Annotated in this window: 10 protein-coding genes, 1 pseudogene and 1 riboswitch; of the genes and pseudogenes, 6 read left to right on the forward strand and 5 right to left on the reverse strand. The window is 69.6% G+C overall.

From position 1 onward, the window contains the following. Nucleotide 1: 1 nt before the first annotated feature. A complete protein-coding gene (secA, locus tag CQ393_RS12875; protein WP_153191952.1) occupies nucleotides 2-2713 on the forward strand; it encodes a preprotein translocase subunit SecA in 2712 nt (903 codons plus the stop codon). A 579-nt stretch (nucleotides 2714-3292) separates the two neighbouring features. After that, nucleotides 3293-4246, forward strand: coding sequence for a Nudix family hydrolase (locus CQ393_RS12880; RefSeq protein WP_153191953.1), 954 nt, complete (start codon nucleotides 3293-3295; stop codon nucleotides 4244-4246). Here CQ393_RS12880 and CQ393_RS12885 read toward each other — a convergent pair. Both CQ393_RS12885 and metF read right to left on the reverse strand, forming a co-directional pair. Next, nucleotides 4236-4817, reverse strand: coding sequence for a DUF4124 domain-containing protein (locus CQ393_RS12885; RefSeq protein ID WP_153191954.1), 582 nt, complete (start codon nucleotides 4815-4817; stop codon nucleotides 4236-4238). The two genes, CQ393_RS12880 and CQ393_RS12885, sit on opposite strands and share 11 nt — an antisense overlap. A gap of 145 nt (nucleotides 4818-4962) precedes the next feature. Beyond that, nucleotides 4963-5793, reverse strand: coding sequence for a methylenetetrahydrofolate reductase [NAD(P)H] (gene metF / locus CQ393_RS12890; RefSeq protein WP_153191955.1), 831 nt, complete (start codon nucleotides 5791-5793; stop codon nucleotides 4963-4965). Nucleotides 5794-6073: 280 nt separating this feature from the next. Between metF and CQ393_RS12895 the strand changes: the two are divergent. Continuing rightward, nucleotides 6074-7698: pseudogene (locus CQ393_RS12895) on the forward strand (APC family permease). A 63-nt stretch (nucleotides 7699-7761) separates the two neighbouring features. Continuing rightward, nucleotides 7762-8316 (forward strand): DUF3228 family protein, encoded by a 555-nt coding sequence (locus tag CQ393_RS12900; RefSeq protein ID WP_153191956.1) that lies wholly within the window; start codon nucleotides 7762-7764, stop codon nucleotides 8314-8316. A gap of 6 nt (nucleotides 8317-8322) precedes the next feature. Here the strand turns inward: CQ393_RS12900 and CQ393_RS12905 are convergent, their stop codons facing one another. From CQ393_RS12905 to ahcY, 3 genes are all read right to left on the reverse strand, one after another. Then, complete coding sequence (locus tag CQ393_RS12905; RefSeq protein WP_228114522.1) at nucleotides 8323-8787, reverse strand: GNAT family N-acetyltransferase; 465 nt, start codon at nucleotides 8785-8787, stop codon at nucleotides 8323-8325. A 67-nt stretch (nucleotides 8788-8854) separates the two neighbouring features. Continuing rightward, complete coding sequence (locus tag CQ393_RS12910) at nucleotides 8855-9676, reverse strand: alpha/beta hydrolase-fold protein (protein WP_153191957.1); 822 nt, start codon at nucleotides 9674-9676, stop codon at nucleotides 8855-8857. A 136-nt stretch (nucleotides 9677-9812) separates the two neighbouring features. Next, nucleotides 9813-11273 (reverse strand): adenosylhomocysteinase, encoded by a 1461-nt coding sequence (gene ahcY / locus CQ393_RS12915; RefSeq protein ID WP_153191958.1) that lies wholly within the window; start codon nucleotides 11271-11273, stop codon nucleotides 9813-9815. 33 nt (nucleotides 11274-11306) lie between these two features. Next, nucleotides 11307-11413: riboswitch (S-adenosyl-L-homocysteine riboswitch) on the reverse strand. Between the two features lie 104 nt (nucleotides 11414-11517). On the opposite strand from ahcY, the gene CQ393_RS12920 reads away from it, so the two are divergent. Both CQ393_RS12920 and ppc read left to right on the forward strand, forming a co-directional pair. Then, a complete protein-coding gene (locus CQ393_RS12920) occupies nucleotides 11518-14025 on the forward strand; it encodes a prolyl oligopeptidase family serine peptidase (protein ID WP_153191959.1) in 2508 nt (835 codons plus the stop codon). 178 nt (nucleotides 14026-14203) lie between these two features. After that, the gene (gene ppc, locus CQ393_RS12925) at nucleotides 14204-16915 is read left to right on the forward strand and encodes a phosphoenolpyruvate carboxylase (RefSeq protein WP_153191960.1); all 2712 of its coding nucleotides are present in this window, start codon (nucleotides 14204-14206) and stop codon (nucleotides 16913-16915) included. Nucleotides 16916-16918 lie beyond the last annotated feature (3 nt).

Genomic DNA, 16918 nt, shown 5'->3' on the forward strand with positions numbered 1-16918 from the left:
AATGATCAACAGCCTGCTTACCCGCGTTTTTGGCAGCCGCAACGAGCGCCAGCTCCGCCAGCTCAACCGTATCGTCGCCAAGATCAATGCCTTGGAGCCGGAAATTCAGAAGCTTTCCGACGACCAGCTGAAGGCCAAGACTCCTGAATTCCGCGAGCGCATCGCCGCCGGCGAGGCGCTGGACAAGGTGCTGCCGGAAGCCTTCGCGGTCTGCCGCGAGGCCTCGCAGCGCGTGCTGGGCATGCGCCACTACGACGTGCAGCTGATCGGCGGCATGGTGCTGCACCTGGGCAAGATCGCCGAGATGCGCACCGGCGAAGGCAAGACCCTGGTCGCGACCCTGCCGGTGTACCTCAATGCCCTGGAAGGCAAGGGCGTGCACGTGGTCACCGTCAACGACTACCTGGCGCGCCGCGACGCCGCGCAGATGGGCAGGCTGTACAACTGGCTGGGGCTGAGCGTGGGCGTGGTCTACCCGGGCATGCCGCACGGCGACAAGCGCGAGGCCTACGCCGCCGACATCACCTACGGCACCAACAACGAGTTCGGCTTCGACTACCTGCGCGACAACATGGCGCTGACCAAGGCCGACCGCTACCAGCGCGGCCTGCACTACGCCATCGTCGACGAGGTGGACTCGATCCTGATCGACGAGGCGCGCACCCCGCTGATCATCTCCGGCCCGGCCGACGATTCGCCGGAGCTGTACATCCGCGTCAACCGCGTGGTGCCGCAGCTGGTCAAGCAGGAGACCGAGGAAGGCGAGGGCGATTTCTGGGTCGACGAGAAGGGCAAGCAGGTGCACCTGTCCGAAGCGGGCATGGAGCACGCCGAGGAGCTGCTGCGCCAGGCCGGCATCATCGACGCCGACAACGACGGCGGCCTGTACGCCGCGCAGAACCTGACCGTGGTCCACCACCTCAATGCCGCCCTGCGCGCGCATGCCATCTACCAGCGCGACGTGGACTACATCGTGCGCGACGGCGAGGTGGTGATCGTCGACGAATTCACCGGCCGCACCCTGGCCGGCCGCCGCTGGTCCGACGGCCTGCACCAGGCGGTGGAAGCGAAGGAAGGCGTGCCGGTGCAGCGCGAGAACCAGACGCTGGCCAGCATCACCTTCCAGAACCTGTTCCGCATGTACAAGAAGCTGTCCGGCATGACCGGTACGGCCGATACGGAAGCCTACGAGTTCCAGAGCATCTACGGCCTGGAAGTGGTGGTGATCCCGACCAACAAGCCCACCATCCGCAAGGACCACCCGGACCAGGTGTTCCTCAACCGCAAGGGCAAGTTCAACGCGGTGCTGGCCGACATCGAGGAATGCGCCAAGCGCGGCCAGCCGGTGCTGGTCGGCACCACCTCGATCGAGACCTCGGAGATGCTGTCCGAGCACCTGCGCAAGGCCGGCGTGCAGCATGAAGTGCTCAACGCCAAGCAGCACGACCGCGAAGCGACCATCGTCGCCAACGCCGGCCGCCCGGGTTCGGTGACCATCGCCACCAACATGGCCGGCCGCGGTACCGACATCGTGCTCGGCGGTTCGCTGGAAACCGAGCTGCACGAACTGGGCGAGGACGTCAGCGAGGCGCAGAAGGCCGCGCTCAAGGCCGCCTGGCAGGAGCGCCACGACGCGGTCAAGGCCGCCGGCGGCCTGCATATCGTCGGCACCGAACGCCACGAGTCGCGCCGCATCGACAACCAGCTGCGCGGCCGTTCCGGCCGCCAGGGCGACCCGGGTTCCTCGCGCTTCTACCTGTCGCTTGAAGACAACCTGATGCGCATCTTCGCCTCGGACTGGGTGCAGAAGGCGATGCGCCTGATGGGCATGAAGGAAGACGACGTCATCGAGGACCGCCTGGTCAGCCGGCAGATCGAGAAGGCGCAGCGCAAGGTCGAGGCGCACAACTTCGACATCCGCAAGAACCTGCTCGACTTCGACGACGTCAACAACGACCAGCGCAAGGTGATCTACGCCCAGCGCGACGAGCTGCTGGACGCCGAGTCGGTCAAGGACAACATCGACGGCATCCGCGGCGACGTGATCTACGACGTGGTCGCCCGTTTCGTGCCGCCGAACTCGGTGGACGACCAGTGGGACCTGCCGGGCCTGCAGGCCACGCTGGAGTCGGACCTGGGCGTGCAGATGGACCTGGTGGGGCTGTTCAAGCAGCACGAGGAACTGGACGCGGAGGGCATCGCCCAGGCCGTGGCCGACCACCTGGACCAGCACTTCGCGCAGAAGGAGGCCTCGGTCGGCCCGGAGACCATGCGCGCGCTGGAGAAGCACGTGATGCTGACCGTGCTCGACCAGAGCTGGAAGGAGCACCTGGCGCGCATGGACTACCTGCGCCAGGGCATCTACCTGCGCGGCTACGCGCAGAAGCAGCCCAAGCAGGAATACAAGAAGGAAGCCTTCGAGCTGTTCTCGGAGATGCTGGAGAACGTCAAGCGCGAAGTGATCCAGCTGCTTGCGCGCGTGCGCATCCGCAGCGAGGAGGAAGTGGCGGCGATGGAGGCGCTGGAACGCCAGCAGGCCGAGGCGCGCCTGCAGATGTCGCAGTTCCAGCACCAGGACAACGGCGGCTACGGTGCCGACGAGGAGGCTGCCGAGGTGCAGGCCGCGCTCGCCGAGCCCAAGGTCGGCCGCAACGAGCCGTGCCCCTGCGGCAGCGGCAAGAAGTACAAGCATTGCCATGGTCAACTCAACTGAAAGTTGAGTTGACCGTGGCGTAGCCCGCGCAGCGGGCTACACACCCATGATCCGTTGCACGGATCATGGGTACACGGTCTTTATCCCCGATCCCCCGCGCCTTCGGCGCGCCCCCCTTACCAAGGGGGCTCCTCATCGGGTGGATACCAGCAATGCCGGCCATTGGCCGTGGCACGCCATCGCTGCGCGCTGTCGCTCCACGATTTGCGCCGCAAACTGCGGCACCCGTTCTTTTTCTTCCCCTGCCCGGCGCCGCGCACCGGGCGTCCGGCTGGTCTGTGCGGCGGTGCCGTGCAAGCAGGCCTCCCTCCCGCACCTTGACTCGCCGTACGCGGCTCGCCCTTCGAGCCGGCTTCGCGCTTCGTGCAGTGGCGCGCCCCCTGACTCTGGGGCTTTTCTCCATACGCGATCCCGGCGGGTACCGATTGTTGGTCGGCACCCACCGCGTGTCTTCCGGCTCACCGCATGGCCGTAGATGCGGGGCTGCCCCACACCGGGCCTTCTCAATGAATCTCCATGTCGGGAAAGCACGAACGCAAACGATTGCGCCGTCCCCCGGATTTTCGGCATTCTCGGCGCATGACTCCTCCGTTGCGTTCCATCCATGTCGTGGCCGCCGTCATCACCGACACGCGCGGGCGCATCCTGCTCAACCGCCGGACCGGCAACAGCGACATGGCCGGGCTGTGGGAATTCCCCGGCGGCAAGCGCGAGCCGGGCGAGACCTCCGAACAGGCGCTGGTGCGCGAACTGCATGAGGAACTCGGCATCGAGGCCGAGGTCGGCGACTGGGTGATGGAGGTGCCGCAGCTGTACCCGGACAAGCGCCTGCGGCTGGAGGTGCGGCTGGTGCAGCGCTGGAAGGGCAGCGCACGCGGGCGCGAGGGGCAGGCCATCACCTGGGTGACGCCCGACAAGCTCTGCCGCTATTCGATGCCGCCGGCGGACCTGCCGGTGGTCGCCGCGCTGCGCCAGGCCGACCGCTACCTGGTCACGCCCGAGCCGTCGGCAGGCGCCGAGGCCTGGCTGGCCGGACTGGCCGCCGCGGTCGAGAGTGGCATCCGTCGCGTGCAACTGCGCACGCCGCAGGCCGGCAACCGTGCGGGGCTGGCGCGCGATGCGGTGGAGCGCGTCGGCCGCCGGGCCGAACTGCTGCTCAACCGCGACATCGCGCTGGCGCAGGAACTGGGCGTGGGCGTGCACCTGGGCAGCGAGCAGCTGCTGCAGCTGGAACGGCGCCCGCTGCCCGACAGCGTGCTGGTCGGCGCCTCCTGCCACGATCTGGCGCAGCTGCAGGCCGCGCAGCGGCTGGGCTGCGACTTCGCCGTGCTCGGCCCGGTGCAGGCCACCGCCAGCCATCCCGGCGCGGCGCCGCTGGGCTGGGACGCGTTCGAGCGCCTGCGCGAACAGGTATCGCTGCCGATCTACGCCATCGGCGGCATGGCCGCGCAGGACACCGCCACCGCGCGCCGCCACGGCGCGCAGGGCGTGGCCGCGATCCGCGCGCTGTGGCCGGAAGCGGTCACAGGCTGATCCAGAAACAGTTGTACTGCCGGCGCAGTTTCAGCAGCGTTCGCGACGGCGTGCCGCTGCGGCCCAGGGTCTGTTCCAGCCGCAGCGCGACCGGGCGCGGGCGCATGGCCGGGACGTTGCTGATCACGATCGGGCCGGTGCCAGCGCCAGTATCGGCGATGCCGGTGTCCACCGGCTCCAGCGCCGGGTCGTCCGGGAACACCGGGGCGATGTCCACCAGCGGTCGCTGCACGATCGCGTCCAGCCGGTCCATCACCCGCGTCGCAGCGGCGCTGGACAACCCGTTCCAGGAATAGATGCCGGACAGGCGGTTGGCGTCGCGCGCGTCAGCCGCCAGACGGATCTGCGCCACCACCTCGCTCAGCCGGCGCGCGCAGGTGTCGCGGTACAGGCCGCCGGCGCCGGCGGCGCGCGCCTCGGGCAGCAGCCGCGCGTGCGCGCCCATCGCCTCGCAGGACTTGTCGCCGTATACCGTCCGGCCCTGCGCATCGGTGCAGCGGTTGACCTGCTGCGCCTGCGCGGCGCCGGCGCACAGGGCGGTGGAGAGGAAGATGAGCGGCAGGCATCGCATCGGCCAAGCCTAACCGGTGCAGCGCGTCGTGCTGCGTGACGGCGCTTGTGCGGTTCCCGCCGCAACAGCCCGCACCTCCATGCGAAGGACCCGGATGGGCAGGCCGATCGCGCGCAAAGCTATGCGCGCCGGCAGGTGCCAGGGATCAGCCGCGGCCGATCCGCTGCAGCACCGCGCTGGTCGGCTTGGCCAGGTTGAGCGTGTAGAAGTGCAGCGACGGCGCGCCGCCGGCGATCAGGCGTTCGCACAGCGCCGCGACCACGTCGGCGCCGAACGCGCGCACCGACTCGGTGTCGTCGCCATAGGCCTGCATGCGCCTGGCGATCCAGCGCGGGATCTCCGCGCCGCACTGCTCGGAGAAACGGCGCAGCTGGCTGAAGTTGGAGATCGGCATCACCCCGGGGATGATCGGCACGTCCACGCCCAGCCTGCGCGTGGCGTCGACGAAATGGAAATAGGCGTCGGCGTTGTAGAAGTACTGGGTGATGGCCGCGTCGGCGCCGGCGTCGATCTTGGCCTTGAAATGGCGCAGGTCGGCCAGCGCGTCGCTGGCCTGCGGGTGCGTTTCCGGATAGGCGCCGACCTCGATGCGGAAGGCGTCGCCGTGCTCGGCGCGGATGAAGGCGATCAGTTCCGAGGCATAGCGCAGGTCGCCGGGAAAACCCATGCCCGAGGGCAGGTCGCCGCGCAGGGCGACGATGCGGCGCACGCCGATAGCGCGGTACAGCTTGAGCAGTTCGCGGATCTCCTCGCGGGTGCCGCCCACGCAGGACAGGTGCGGCGCGGCCTGCAGGCCGTGGTGCTGGTTGAGGTGGCGCACCGTCTCGGAGGTGTAGCTCAACGTCGAGCCGCCGGCGCCGAAGGTGCAGGACACGTATTCGGGCGCGTAGGCCTTGAGCCTGCTCGCGGTACGGTCCAGCTGCGCGCGCTGGTCGTCGGTCTTGGGCGGGTAGAACTCGAAGCTGAGCGCGGTCATGGCGGGCCGTGGGGTGGAGTCGTGGCGAATTATATCTCTCCATCAAGATGGATATGCAATCGTTTCCGTTGTGACCGGGCGCAGGTCTCCTTCCCGCAGCGGCCGCACCGCCTGCGCCATGCGGCGGCCGGATGCGATGCCGCGACCGGTACAGGGGACGAGGCCGCCCACCGCCACGGGGTCTTCACGCCCGCATGTCCTAGGTTGGCCCGGCGACGGACACCGCGCCGTCGCCCCGTTCCCCCGTGCCGCCCGCGGCACACCGCCTGCCGGAGCCGCCATGAATCCTCCCGATGCCCTTCGCCGCGATGTCGGCCCCGTCGCGCTGATGCTGACCGGGCTGGGATCGATCATCGGTTCGGGCTGGCTGTTCGGTGCCTGGCGCGCGGCCGGGCTGGCCGGCCCCGGGGCGATCTGGGCCTGGGTGCTGGGCGCGGCCATCATCCTCAGCATCGCCCTGACCTATGCCGAGCTGGGCGCGATGTTTCCCGAATCCGGCGGCATGGTGCGCTACAGCCACTATTCGCATGGTTCGCTGGTGGGCTTCATCGCCGCCTGGGCCAACTGGATCGCGATCGTCTCGGTGATCCCGGTCGAGGCCGAGGCCTCGGTGCAGTACATGGCTTCCTGGCCATGGCAGTGGGCGCAGGACCTGTACGTGCAGGCGCCGGGCGGCCAGGGCGAACTGACCGCCCCGGGGCTGGGAATCTCCTGCTGGTGGTGGTGTATTTCCTGGTCAACTACTGGAGCGTGAAGCTGTTCGCGCACTCCAACAGCGCCATCACCGTGTTCAAGCTGGTGGTGCCGGCATTGACCGCGGTGGCGCTGATCGCCAGCGGTTTCCACACCGGCAACTTCTCGGTGGGCGTGCATGGCGCCGACGGCCCGGTGCTCGATTTCTCCGCGATCCTCACCGCGATCGCCACCGCCGGCATCGTCTTCAGCTTCAACGGCTTCCAGAGCCCGGTGAACCTGGCCGGCGAGGCCCGCAACCCGGGGCGCAGCATCCCGCTGGCGGTGGTCGGCTCGATCCTGCTGGCGACGGCGATCTACGTGCTGCTGCAGGTGGCCTACCTGGGCGCGGTGCCGCCGCACATGCTGGAACAGGCCGGCTGGCATGGCATCGACTTCCGCTCGCCGTTCGCGCAGCTGGCGCTGATCGCCAACCTGCACTGGCTGGCGATGCTGCTCTACGTCGATGCCTTCGTCAGCCCCAGCGGCACCGGCATGACCTATACCGCCACCACCGCGCGCATGATCTACGGCATGCAGCGCAACGGCACCGCGCCGGACATCCTCGGCCGCGTGCACGCGCACTGGGGCGTGCCGCGCCCGGCGATGTGGCTGAACCTGGCGGTGTCGTTCCTGTTCCTGTTCTTCTTCCGCGGCTGGGGCACGCTGGCAGCGGTGATCTCGGTGGCGACGGTGATCTCGTACATGACCGGCCCGGTCAGCGCGATGTCGCTGCGCCGCACCGCACCCGGCCTGCATCGGCCGCTGCGGGTGAAGGCGCTGCCGGTGCTGGCCGGCGTCGCCTTCGTGATGGCCACTGAACTGCTGTACTGGGCGCGCTGGCCGCTGACCGGCCAGATCATCCTGCTGATGCTGGTCGCGCTGCCGATCTACTTCTACTACCAGGCCAGATCCGGCTGGCGCGACTTCGGCCGGCAGCTGAAGGGCGCCTGGTGGCTGGTCTGCTACCTGCCGACGCTGGCGCTGGTGTCGTGGCTGGGCAGCAGCACCTTCGGCGGTCGCGGCTACCTGACCTACGGCTGGGACCTGGTGGCCGTGGCGGCGATCGGCATCGCGTTCTACGTCTGGGGCGTGGGTTCGGGCTGGCGCACGCCCTCGGTGGAGCAGGCCGAGCGCATCCCGCATCCGGAACAGGTGCAGGCGCAGGGCTGAGCCAGGCGTGCGCCGCCATGGCGCGATGGCCGACAATGGCCGGGTTTTCCGAACGACCCGGCCATGTCCATCTTCCTCACGCCCTTCGCCCGCACCCGCCTGTTCCCGCGCACCCCACGCCCGAACACGATCCGCGACTGCACGCCCGAGCAGTTCGAGCGTCATCTCAACGAACATGCGCCGCTGCGGGTGCTCGATGGCTACGCGCCGTTCTGCAGGCTGCACGTGCACCGCAACTGGACGTCCACGCGCTGCCTGACGGTGCCGGTCACCGACGCCAACCGGCACCTGCTGCGCTCGGCCTACGAGGCGCGCACGCGCGAGGAGCTGCCGGTGCTGGTGCGCTGGTTCGAAGGCGTGGAGCCGCCGGTGGCCGATTACCTGGTCGTCATCCTCTACAGCCGCGAACAGCTGGCCAAGGAAGGCTCGCCCATCGACGCCGACTGGGGCGTGGTCGGCTGCCTGTATACCGCGACGCCTGCGGAAATCCCGATGGCACCGATCACCATGATGCGCAACGCGCTCGGCGTGGAGGAAGGCGGTTCCGGCGTGCCCATCGACCGCGATGCCTACCGCCGCGCAGTGGAGTTCTGGGAAGCGAACGCGAACTGGCGGTAAGCGCGCTCAGCCTTCCTGCCGATAGTCGATGGCCAGGCGCAGCATGTCCCGGTGCTGGATGCCGTCCTCGATGATCGCTTCGTCGTAGTTGCGCAGGAAGAAATCGCGGTCGATCTGGAATACGCGCAAGCCGTGCCGCTGGTAGAACGCGAGCTGGTAGCCGAAGGTGCCGGTGCCCACTTCCAGCCGCGCCGCGCCTTCGCGCCGGTACATGTCGATCACGTGCGTCAGCAGCTGCGTGCCGATGCCGCGCTGCTGCCGCGCCGGATCGACGGCGATGTTCATCAGTTCATGGCTGCCCGGTGCGCGCGGCACGACCGCGCAGACGCCGGCGATGCTGCCGTCCACCAGGGCGGCGAAGCAGCGCGCGGCGGGCAGATAGGCGCGTACCTTGCGCTCCGAGGGATCGGCCAGCAGGAGCAGCGCCATCGGGGCGTCGGCTGGCGCTATTTCGTGGATCGTCGTGGACATGCGTGCGTCGTGGGTTTCCTGTCGCGGCGGATTCCGGTGGGCAGCCGAGCCGGTGTTCCGGGAGGGATCAGCGATCGCCGTCGCCGGGTACCGCTGGATACATGCGCTCGATCGCCATCGCTTCCAGCGCGCTGTAGATGGTGTCGTGGCGCAGGTCCGGGCGCGGCATGGCCTGCCATTGCAGGCTGGGCAGGGCGGCGCGCCGCACCGTGTCCGACAGCGCCTGTGCGTGTGGGCCGATGTTGTCCTCGTCGCCCCAGGCGACCAGTACCCGCTCTTTCAGTGCGGGCATGTCCTGCAGCCGCCCGCCGGCGCCGCGGGTCAGCGCCGCGTGGTTCCACCACAGGCTCGGGCTGAAGGCGATCCAGGTATCGAACAGCGTCGGCTGCTCGAACAGGGTTTCGACGATGAACAGCCCGGCCAGCGATTCGCCGATGATGCCGCGCGACTCCGTGGTGCGGTAACGGCGCTCGATCTCGGGAATCAGTTCCTCGGCGATGAAGGCGCGGAACGCGGCCGATCCACCGACCACCGGCGCGATGCGGCGGTCGCTGTCCACGTCCGTCGGACCGGTCATGTCGCGGCGGCGCTGGGTGTTCTCGATGCCGACCACCAGCAGCGGCGCGATCCGGCCGGCGCGGATGCCGGCATCGACCGTGGCCGCCACGTGCGGGAAATCCTCGGCGACGCCGCCATCGGGCATGTACAGCACCGGGTGCGTCGGCGCCGCATCGGCGGGCGGCAGGTAGACGTTGATGGTGCGCGCCTCCTGCAACCGCTGCGACTGGATGACGAAGCTGTCGTGCGCAGGCGTCGCCGGCTGCGCGTGGGCGGTGCCGGACAGGATCGCCATCAGCAGGGCCACGATTGTCGGGAGCGTCGGTTTCATCGTCGTATTCGGATCGGAATCGGGACAAGGCGCGCAGCGTAGCAAGTGCGCGTGACGGATAGAAAAGCTTCGCAGGAAACGCGACGGGCGCCTTGCGGCGCCCGTCGTGTGTTTCACGCAGTGACCGGCAGGCCGATCAGTAGCGGTAGTGCTCCGGCTTGAACGGGCCTTCCACCGGCACGCCGAGGTAGTCGGCCTGTTCCTGGGTCAGGGTGGTCAGCTTCACGCCGATCTTCTCCAGGTGCAGGCGCGCCACTTCCTCGTCCAGCTTCTTCGGCAGGCGGTAGACGTCGGCCTTGTAGCTGTCCTTGTTGGCCCACAGGTCGATCTGCGCCAGGGTCTGGTTGGCAAAACTATTGGACATCACGAAGCTCGGGTGGCCGGTGGCGCAGCCCAGGTTGACCAGGCGGCCTTCGGCCAGCAGGAAGATCGCGTTGCCCGGCTGTCCATCGGCACGGGGGAAGACGTATTTGTCCACCTGCGGCTTGATGTTGATGTGCTGCACGCCCGGGAACTTCACCAGCGCATCGACCTGGATCTCGTTGTCGAAGTGGCCGATGTTGCAGACGATGGCCTGGTCCTTCATCGCGCTCAGGTGCTCGATGCGGATGATGTCCTTGTTGCCGGTGGTGGTGACGTAGATGTCGGCGCGGCCCAGGGTGGATTCGATGGTGTTGACCTCGAAGCCTTCCATCGCCGCCTGCAGCGCGCAGATCGGGTCGATCTCGGTGACGACCACGCGCGCGCCGTAGGCGCGCAGCGAGTGCGCCGAGCCCTTGCCGACGTCGCCGTAGCCGCAGACCACGGCGACCTTGCCGGCCAGCATCACGTCCATCGCGCGCTTGAGGCCGTCGGCCAGCGATTCGCGGCAGCCGTACAGGTTGTCGAACTTGCTCTTGGTGACCGAGTCGTTGACGTTGATCGCCGGGACCAGCAGGGTGCCGGCTTCGGCCAGCTGGTACAGGCGGTGCACGCCGGTGGTGGTCTCCTCGGAGACGCCCTTCCAGTCCTTGACCACGCGGGTCCAGTAGCCCGGGCGCTCGGCGTGCACGCGCTTGAGCAGGTTCTTGATGACCTGTTCCTCGTGCGAGCCCGAGGCGCTGTCGACCCAGTCGCTGCCGTTTTCCAGCTCATAGCCCTTGTGGATCAGCAGGGTGACGTCGCCGCCGTCGTCCACCACCAGTTCCGGGCCGAGCAGGGTGCCGTCGCTTGCCTTGAAGGTCAGCGCTTCCAGCGTGCAGTCCCAGTATTCCTCCAGGGTCTCGCCCTTCCACGCGAACACCGGGGTGCCGGTGGCGGCGATGGCGGCGGCGGCCTGGTCCTGGGTGGAGAAGATGTTGCACGAAGCCCAGCGCACGTCGCCGCCGATGTCCTTGAGCGTTTCGATCAGCACCGCGGTCTGGATGGTCATGTGCAGCGAGCCGGTCACGCGCACGCCCTTGAGCGGCTGCGAGGCGGCGTACTTGCGGCGGATCGACATCAGGCCGGGCATCTCGTGCTCGGCGATGTCGATTTCCTTGCGGCCCCAGTCGGCCAGCGAGATGTCGGCGATCTTGTAATCGCCTTCGGTGGAGAAGGTCTTGGCAACAGCGTTCATGTAGGGCTCCGGTGTGGTGCGAGCAGGGCTCGCGTTCGCCGGGCGCCGTTGTTGCATGCGGTGCCGTCCGAGCCTGGCCGCCGTGGCGGTCCGGCCCTTGCGGGGGACTCCACTCGGCGGTCGCAGCGCCCCTCGGACGGGCCGGCGATTATATCGCGGGCCGGCCGGGCCCAACCAAAGGCAGGGGAGGCGGCGGCCGGGGATTGTTAACGTGGGCGGTCGATCCAGTTCAGAGAGGTATGCCATGACGATGTTCGCTTCCCGCCGCGCCCGGCGGGCTCCGGCGGCGCTGCTGCTGTGCGCCGGCCTGCTGCTGGCCGTGCCGCCGCTGCTGGCGGCCGCGCCGGCCGCCAACGCCCCCGCCGCCGATGCCCAGGGCTACCGCCTGCCGTCGGCCGCGCTGCAGGCGGTGGTGGACGCCCCGCGTGCGCCGACCCTGCGCCTGTCGCCGCGGCGCGACCTGGCGGCGATGCTGCAGACCCCGCCGCTGCCGTCCATCGCCCAGGTGGCGCAGCCGGAGCTGAAGCTGGCTGGCCTGCGCATCAACCCGAAGACCTTCTCCGACAGCCGCTTCTCCTTCGGCAGCAGGCTGTGGCTGATCTCCACCGCCGATGGCGGCGAGCGCCAGATCAGCGGCTTGCCGCAGCCGCTGTCGGTGGCCTCGCTGGCCTGGTCGCCGGACCAGAAGTACCTGGCCTTCAACCAGGTGGACCCGGCCAGCGGCAGCAACGAGTTGTGGCTGGTGGACGTGGCCGCCGGCAGCGCGCGCCGCGTGGCCGAGCGGCTGAACAGCGTGGTCGGCAACGGCTATGCCTGGCTGGCCGGCGGCGACGCGCTGCTGGTGATGCAGCGCCCGGCCGGGCAGGGCGCCGCGCCGGTGGGCGACGGCATCCCGACCGGTCCGGCGGTGCAGCAGACCGAGGCCGGCAGCGGCGTGCGTTCGGTGCGCACCTACCAGGACCTGCTGAAGAACGAATACGACGCGCGCCTGTTCGAGCATTACCTGCAGGCGCAGCCGGTGCGGGTGGCGATCAACGGCGAGAGCCGGCCGCTGGGCATGGCCGGCCTCTACCTGGGGCTGTCGCCCTCGCCGGACGGCAACTACCTGCTCAGCCAGCGCGTGGAGCGGCCGTTCTCCTACGCGGTGCCGGTGAACCGCTTCCCGCGCCGCATCGAGGTGCTGGACGCGCAGGGCCAGGTGGCGCACACGGTGGCGAAGCTGCCGCTGGTCGAAGGCCTGCCGACCGGCAACGACGCGGTGCCGACCGGCGTGCGCTCGATCGGCTGGCGCGCGGACGCGCCGGCCACGCTGGTGTGGGCCGAGGCCCAGGACGGCGGCGACCCGGCGCGCGAGGCGGCGATCCGCGACGCGGTGCTGGTGCAGGCCGCGCCGTTCGAGCGGCCGCCGGTGACGCTGGCGCGGCTGGGCTCGCGCTACGCCGGCATCACCTGGGGCCGCGGCGACGTGGCGCTGCTGGACGAGTACTGGTGGAAGACCCGCCAGGTGAAGCAGTGGAAGATCGCGCCGGACCATCCGGAACAGGCGCCGGCGCTGCTGTACGCGCGCTCGGAGGACGACCGCTACGGCGATCCGGGCGAGCCGCTGCTGCAGCCGGACGACAGCGGCCGCGCGCGCCTGCAGTTCACCGCCGACGGCAAGGGTTTCTACCGCGTCGGCGATGGCGCTTCGGCGGAAGGCGACCGCCCGTTCCTGGACCGCGTGGACCTGGACGGCGGCAGCAGCGAGCGCCTGTTCCACTCGCAGGCGCCGTACTACGAGGCGCCGGCGGCGGTGATCGACGGCGCCGCGCCGCGCGTGCTGTTCTACCGCGAGTCCAACGACGAGCCGGCCAACCTGTACGCGCGCGGGCTCGGCGGCGACGCGGCGCCGGTCGCGCTGACCCGTTTCGCGCATCCGCTGCCGCAGCTGCGCGGGGTGAAGAAGGAGCAGATCCGCTACAAGCGCAACGATGGCGTCGAGCTCACCGCCGACCTGCTGCTGCCGCCCGGCTACGACCCGAAGAAGGACGGGCCGCGCCCGGTGCTGATGTGGGCCTACCCGGCCGAGTTCAAGTCGGCCGACGACGCCAGCCAGGTCATCGGCTCGCCGCACCGCTTCAACGCGATCAGCTACTGGGGTCCGCAGGCGTTCCTGGCCAAGGGCTACGTGGTGCTCAACAACCCGACCATGCCGATCATCGGCGAGGGCGACGCCGAGCCCAACGACACCTACGTGCAGCAACTGGTGGCCAGCGCGCAGGCGGCGGTGGACGAGGTGGTGCGCCGCGGCGTGGCCGACCGCGGCCGCATCGCCGTCGGCGGCCATTCCTATGGCGCGTTCATGACCGCCAACCTGCTCGCGCACACGCGCCTGTTCAAGGCCGGCATCGCGCGCTCGGGCGCCTACAACCGCACGCTGACCCCGTTCGGCTTCCAGGCCGAGGAGCGCAACTACTGGCAGGCGCAGGACACCTACCTGAAGATGTCGCCGTTCAACTACGCCGGCGACATCAAGGACGCGATCCTGTTCATCCATGGCGTGGACGACAACAACTCCGGCACCTTCCCGATGCAGAGCGAGCGCATGTTCGCCGCGGTCAAAGGCCTGGGCGGAAACGCGCGGCTGGTGATGCTGCCCAACGAATCGCACGCCTACCGCGCGCGCGAATCGATCATGACCATGCTCGCCGAGAGCGAGGACTGGCTGGACCGCTGGCTGGCCGCGCCGGCGAAGGACGACAAAAAGCGCTGACATTCCGGCGTCATGGCGTGACCACGACGGGGCGTTCGCGCCCCGTCGTCGTGTCTGCGCGGACAGCGCGTGGACAACATGCAGATGCAACCATTTTCCGCATTGGTGCACTGCAAAAACCACGGGATTTTTCGGTTAGGCTTGGGAACGTTTCCGCTCTCGAGGTTCCGGTTCCTGGATGAACGAGTATCGCAGCAGCGTCGTCTTCGCCACGCCCGATCTGCCCCTGCGCGACGACGTCCGTCGCCTTGGCGCGATGGTCGGCGATCTTCTTTCCGAACAGGTTTCGCCCGCGTTCCTCGATGAAGTGGAGGACGTGCGCACCGCCGCGATCGCGCGCCGCGAGAGCCAGGCGCCGCTGGCCACGCTCAGCGCGCAGCTGGCCGGGCGCACGCCGCGCCAGGCCGAGGCGCTGGTGCGTGCGTTCAGCACCTACTTCCAGGTGGTGAACATCGCCGAGCGCGTGCACCGCATCCGCCGCCGCCGCGACTACCAGCGCGCCGGCACCAAGCGCCCGCAGCCCGAAGGTCTGCAGGACGCGCTGCAGCAGCTCAAGGCGCAGGGCGTGACGCTGGAGGAACTGATGCAGTGGTTGCCGCGCATCGACATCGAGCCGGTGTTCACCGCCCACCCCACCGAGGCGGTGCGCCGCGCGTTGCTGGAAAAAGAACAGCTGATGGTGGCCAGTCTGGTGGACAACCTCGACGGCCAGCGCACGCCGGGCGAGCAGGCCGCCGACACCGCGCGCCTGCGCATGGCGCTCACCGCGTCGTGGCAGACCGCCGATTCCTCGCCGGTGCGGCCCAGCGTGGAGGACGAGCGCGAGCATGTGGGCTTCTACCTCACCCGCGTGCTGTACCGGGTGATGCCGGTGTTCTACGAATCGCTGGAACAGGCGCTGCTCGACACCTGGGGCCGCGCCCTGCCGCTGCCGCGGCTGGTGCGCTTCGGCACCTGGGTGGGCGGCGACATGGACGGCAATCCCAACGTCGATGCGGCCACCATCGCCGCGACCCTGAACGCGCAGCGCGACGCGGTGCTGGAGCTGTACCAGAAGGACCTGCTCAAGCTCGCCAGCCTGCTCAGCCAGTCCACCGAACTGGTGGCCGTGAGCGATGCGGTGCGCGCGCGGGTGGAGGAATACCGCGCGCTGCTGCCGCAGGTGCAGTCGCGTCCGCGCCACGCCGACATGCCCTACCGCCTGCTCAACGACCGCATGCGCGCGCGCCTGCAGGCCACGCTCGACGACGCGCCCGGCGCGTATGCCTCGCCGGAGGAACTGACCGGCGACATCCAGCTGATCCTCGACAGCCTGGACGCCAACAAGGGCCGCCATGCCGGCTGGTTCTCGGTGCGCCGCCTGCTGTGGCGCGTGCGCACCTTCGGCTTCCACCTGGCGCGGCTGGACGTGCGCCAGGAGTCGAGCGTGCATGCGCGTGCGCTGGCCGAGGTGCTGGGCGGGCAGGAAGCGTTCGACGCGCTGGACGGCGCGGCGCGCGCGCGGCTGCTGTCGCCCTACGCCGCCGGCGAGGAAGCGCTGCCACGCGGTGACGACGAGACCGGGCAGCGGCTGGACAAGGTGTTCGCGGCGCTGGCCGATGCGCACCGCCGCCATGGCGCCGACGCCCTGGGCAACTACATCATCTCGATGGCGCACGACCGCGGCGACGTGCTCGCGGTGCTGGCGCTGGCGCGGCGCGGCGGCCTGGTCGACGACGGCAACGCGGTGCCGCTGGACATCGCGCCGCTGTTCGAAACGGTGGACGACCTGCATCGCGGCACCGCGACCCTGCGCGACCTGCTCGCCGACCCGGTATACCGCGCGCACCTGGCCGCGCGCGGCGACGTGCAGATGGTGATGCTCGGCTATTCGGACAGCGGCAAGGACGGCGGCATCGCCGCCTCGCGCTGGGGCCTGCAGCAGGCGCAGGTGGAGCTGCTCGCCGTGGCCGCCGAACATGGCGTGCGCCTGACCTTCTTCCACGGCCGCGGCGGTTCGATCAGCCGCGGCGGCACCAAGACCACGCATGCGGTCGACGCCTCGCCGCGCGGCAGCATCGACGGCCGCCTGCGCGTGACCGAGCAGGGCGAGGTGATCCACCGCAAGTACGGCATCCGCGCGCTGGCGCTGCGTTCGCTGGAGCAGTCGGCCGGCGCGGTGCTGCGCGCCAGCCTGCGCCCGCGCGCGCCCGAACCGCGCGAACGGCGGTGGACGCCGGTGATGGACACCGTCGCGGCGGAAAGCGCGCGCCGCTACCGCGCCTTCGTCGGCGACGCGCGGTTCATGGAGTACTTCCGCGCCGCCACCCCGATCGACGTGATCGAGCGCATGACGCTCGGCTCGCGGCCGTCGCGCCGGCTCGGCCAGGACGCGGCGCTGTCCAACCTGCGCGCGATCCCGTGGGTGTTCGCCTGGAGCCAGGCGCGGGCGGTGATCCCGGGCTGGTTCGGCGTGGGCAGCGGCCTGCAGGCCGCCGCCGATGCCGGCAACGAGGAGCTGCTGCGCGAGATGGCGCACGACTGGCCGTTCTTCGCCACCTTCCTCGACGACATGGCGATGGTGCTGAGCAAGGGCGACATCCACATCGCCGAGCAGTTCTCGAAGCTGGCCGGGCCGCTGCACGAGCGCTTCTTCCCGCAGATCCGCGAGGAACTGGCGCTGACCGCGCACTGGGTCAAGCGCCTGAGCGGGCAGCAGGAACTGCTCGAGCACGATCCGCGGCTGGCGCTGTCCATCCGCCTGCGCAATCCCTACATCGACCCGATCAGCACCTTGCAGGTGGACCTGCTGCAACGCTGGCGGGAGAGCGGCCGCGAGGACGAGGCGCTGCTGCGCGCGCTGGTGGCCTGCGTGAACGGCGTGTCCCAGGGAGTGCAGAATACCGGCTGACGG

The sequence above is a fragment of the Stenotrophomonas sp. MYb238 genome (assembly GCF_009496535.1).
GTDB lineage: Bacteria > Pseudomonadota > Gammaproteobacteria > Xanthomonadales > Xanthomonadaceae > Stenotrophomonas.